This is a genomic window from Enterococcus sp. AZ103 (assembly GCF_051714685.1).
GTDB classification, from domain to species: Bacteria; Bacillota; Bacilli; order Lactobacillales; family Enterococcaceae; genus Enterococcus_A; species Enterococcus_A alishanensis.
Genome location: NZ_JBIOSI010000006.1, coordinates 1 through 4,784 on the forward strand (window position 1 = coordinate 1; position 4,784 = coordinate 4,784).

General features: G+C 36.8%; 2 protein-coding genes. Both read right to left on the minus strand.

What is annotated here, in order from left to right:
* A partial coding sequence (locus tag ID741_RS19900; protein ID WP_438721394.1) for an InlB B-repeat-containing protein occupies positions 1–4,407 on the minus strand: 4,407 nt, incomplete at its 3' end.
* Positions 4,408–4,428: 21 nt separating this feature from the next.
* Positions 4,429–4,784: winged helix-turn-helix domain-containing protein (locus ID741_RS19905; RefSeq protein ID WP_438721395.1), on the minus strand; the 356-nt coding region annotated here is incomplete at its 5' end.

Consider the following 4,784-nt stretch of genomic DNA (forward strand, 5'->3'; position numbering starts at 1 on the left):
CGGCATCTTAGTGGAGCCTGTTGCATCTGTATACCAACCTGTAAATTTATACCCTGTACGACTGGCATCTTTGATGCCTGTAGAAAGATCATAGCTTGACCCTGTTGCTAAGTTCAGAATATCCTTTTGATCTGTTGCTGCGTTAGGATCATTGTCTGCATTTAAATCAAATAGAATACTATTTTCTTTATTACCAGACCATTGAGCATATAATGTGATGCTTTCATCTACTTCTGCTAAATTTTTGATGCTAACTTTATCTTCATAGGTATCGCCTGAACCATCTGAATTAGTAGTCCAACCAGTAAAAGAGTAGCCTGGTCGTTTATACTGATTCATATTTAGATTTGTATCTTTATCGTAGGAGACTGTTTGGTTATTCATGGTTTCAGTAGCATCTGCAGCATTTTTATCAAAAATAATTTGATAGGTTCCTGGCACCCAAACGGCATACAAATCTAAACTAGTAGTATTCATATTAATAACTTGTTCAGATGAATACATTGCTTTAGTAGCTTTAGGGTCTGTAGACCAACCAGCAAAAGCGTAATTTGTTCTATTAGGAAGTCCCGTAGTAGAATAAGAAGCCACCGTATAATCTTCACCTAAATATACGCCACCATTTATTTCTTGTGCGACAACTTTATGTCCATGAAGAATATTAGTCCCATCAACAGTAGCTGTGCTGTCTACAGATCCTTTTACATTGTAAGTATCTGAGACTCCATTATAGTTAGGATGATAGGTAACTTCAGATGGGGTCGCTATATAGTTCCCATCCTCTGCCCAAATCGCATATAAAATAGTATTTTCATTAAAGGTATACGATTGACCAGCAACATACTGTGTTCCTGTTCCTGCAATATTTTTTGACCACCCTGCAAACATATAACCAGTTTTTTTCAATCCTAGTGCAGTAACATCTGCAGAACTTGCAAGAGTAACGTTGGATCCTTTAGGCCCATTAAATGAATCTGGAAGGCTGCCTGAAGTATTACCATTTCCATTATAGATAACATTTATTCCACTGGCTGCTTTTTCCCATTGAGCATACAAAACTAAACTCGTGTGATCACTTGTCGTAATAGATTCTCCGGCATTGTAGCTAGTTCCTGTGCCATCAGCTTTTGTATTCCATCCAGTAAATATATGTTCACTTTTAGCCATGTTTCCTGCACCCTTGATTGTATAACTACTAGCAGAAGTGTCATCATATCGAATAAAATCTCCAGAGGTCTGACCATTACCAAGATAGATAATTCGAGCTAAAGAAGTTGATTTTATTGGCACCCATTTAGCATAAAGTGTTGTATCCTGAGGAAAATTGAACAATGAACCTGAGTAATAATCAGTTCCTGTACCATCAGCTTTCGTATTCCATCCAGCAAATACATAAGTTGTTAGTTCCCCCGATACTACAACAGATTTTGTGAGTGTTGAACCTTGATTTAAACTATCAATTTTTCCTTCTGTATAACGTTTCTCAGTCACACTGGCTGGAGGTGTTCCACCAGTATTCCCATTTCCATCATATGTTAAAGTTATATCTTTCACTTTTAAATCCCAAATTGCATAATAAACTTCATCAGAAGTTGGCGTAATAGATGTTCCTGCAAGAAGAACATCTGAATCATTTGCTTTGGCATCCTTATTTTTACTCCAGCCCACAAAAATATAAGGGTTTGTTTCAATAGTTCCAGTAGAGGCATTATTATCCTTAAATTCGTCCCTGACTAAAGTATTAGAACTTGGTAGTTTTGTACTACTACCTTTTAGTACGTATTGACTATCCGGAACCAGTCCTGATGTATTTTTATTTCCATTAAACTCTACTTTATAAGAGTTTTCAGGAACTGGTACTTCTTTTGTCCATGCCGCATAAAAAATTAAATTAGTATTTCCAACAACAAAAGACGACCCTGGGGAATAAAATATCTTTTGACCCGTAGAATCTAATAAATACCAACCAGAAAAGGTATATCCTGGATAAGAGAAATTACTTTTTGGATTAGCTACAGTATAACTAGTAGTATAATTTCCCACTACATTTACAGAATCTGGCAGATCACCCGTCACACCACTTTCCAATGCAACATACATAATATTGACATTTCCAATAGTTCCTCCGCCTCCGCCACCACTAGGATTTTTTTTCCAAGCAGGTTTCAAGACTATATCCTTTGTTGGAGAAAGGTTCTGACCAGGTGTGTAAATATTTGTTCCATCAGTCCAACCTATAAAGGTATATCCGTCTTTTACTAAGGAATTCGTGTTTTTAAGAACTGTATAGGATTTATTATAATTTACAGTGATCGTGTCAGTAGTTGGAACTGCACCACCAGTGGCGTCTCCTTTATCATAGGTTATTTTATATGTGATAGGATCCCATTTAGCTGTTAACGTTCCAGGATTTTTAGTTTCTGCAATGTTTGCTAAACTTATAGTATCACCTGGTTGGTATGTCTTTGCATCCTTACTATAGTACCATCCCGTTAATGTGTATCCTGTTTTTGTTATTGTAGGTACAGTAAACAGATGGGTGTCAGTAGCGCTAGTAAGTTCATAAAAATTATTTGATTTTATACCTTCTGGTAAACTTCCATCTGCTCCATCAACATTCACCTTGATTTGTGTCCAATATTCAGATAGTGAACCTGTCCACACACCGTAAAGTGTAGTTATTCCTGTTGATAGGGTATAAGATTTCCCAGCATAATAGTCGGGAACTGTTGCATTTTTGTCTTTAGCCCATCCCCAAAAAACGTATCCTTCTTGCGGAGGAGTATTATCTACAGGAATATCGGGTAACTTAATTTGATCTCCCGCAGTTCCAGTTTGAGCAGAAGGATTACTTCCACTTTTAGATTGTGTAATGAACTTTATGGTTCCCTGTGTACTATTCTCCATCCATTCAGCAGTAAGGGTTATATTACCTGTAGGAGTATAACTATCACCTGCAGAATATACAGTAGTGCCATCTGACCATCCGACAAAAGTGAATCCACTTTTAACCATACTTCCTCTACCAGGAATAATTAATGCTTTTCCTTTATCAACATAAGTATACTCATATGGTTTGGCTCCCCCAGTTGCGCTATTAGAATTTAACGAAACAGTCCATTGGGATGTTGGATTAAATGAAGACCATATCGCGACAAAATGCCATGTTGCAACTTGTTTGTTAGTGCTCCATTGACCACCTGGTGCGATATTCTGAGTATTATCTAATCTCCAATATTCAAATTTATATATAGTCCCACTTCCATCATTAGAAGTCCTTGTAGGTACATTGTTGGGTACTGTATATTTTGCTCCATTCGCAGGAACTTGTGTATTAGATGGCATCCCTGCCACAGTATCACTAGATCCTGAAGGCAATCCATTTTCATATAAAACATATTGTATCGGTGTCCATAACGCTTTTGCGACAGTAGAGTATGTTAAAGTAACTTCAGATGAAGCAGCATAAGTCTTGTTATTAATGGACCATCCTGCAAAAGTATAATTTGTTTTGGTCGGCGTAGCGGAAGGCAGACTTACTTTATAGTCATTACTGACATTAGTTTTAATTCCATTTGTGAGATCTGTATCTGTAGTAGTACCACCATCTAAGTTGAAGGTTAAAGTTGCATCTGCATCAAAAGGATTAGCAACAATTTTTAAATACAGAATGGTATTGCTATCCGTTAAAGTATAAGAGCTACCTGGCGAATACTCAGTTCCCGTTCCATCGGCGTTAGTCGTCCATGTCCCCGCTGCACTAGTATTTTCTTTCATTACCAAATCTGTAGGTATACTAGGTACCGTAACGGTGGTCCCAGATTTTCCAAATTGACTTGCAGGTGTCGACTGACTAGTTGCACCGTTCAAATTGTACGATACTGTAGAAGCAGTTGCCCATTGAGCATATAGAATAGTATCCGTACTGTATGGCCAAGAATCAACCACTTCACCTGACGAATAGCTATCTCCTCCACCATTAGGATCTGTATTCCATCCATCAAAAATTTGTTTAGATGGACTTGGAGCTGTGAAATTTAATTGATCCGCTCCTGTTCCAACAGTACCTACAGTATATGCACCGTTTAGAGCGATTTGATCGTTTTTAACTACACCAGAGTTTGATCCACCGTTTGCATTATAAGTTATTCTTGGGTTTGTCACCTCACCTTCATAACTTACAGGGTCTTCTGTATCAATTTTACTAGATGTTGTTGCTGAACTTTCTAAACTACTAGAATCTGCCGAGGGAATCGTTGACTCTTCCAAAGTGCCTGACGTATTACTTCCCGCTGGTTCTTCAGTAGACGTTGTTAACTCCTCAGCTAAAACAACTCCGGGTTGTAAAAAAGAATTGAATAGCAAGGCAAACAAAGACAAATAAACTGCTATCTTTTTCTTACTCATAAAAATTTACTCCTATCTAATTTAATTTATATTTGCATAGAAAAGTTCTTTGAAATAGTAACCTTTACCCCATAATGTTTGGATAGCAGATTCCACACCATATTCATTAAAAATTTGTTTATTTATTTTGCCTATTCGTAATGAGAGTTGACTTAAAGTAGCATTTGTACATTTATGCCACAATATATTTGACAATTCTTTTCTAGTAATGGGTCTATCGGTAGCTTTTAGTAATACGGAAATAATTTGTTGATCTTTTGGAGCCAGTTGCTCTTGAAAATTTTTAAAAGTAACTGTTAACTGTTTTTTTTGAATATCTATCCCTTTTTTTTCTTTTGTCGAACAATTAAATATTGTTTCTCTAAGTTCTGAAAAGG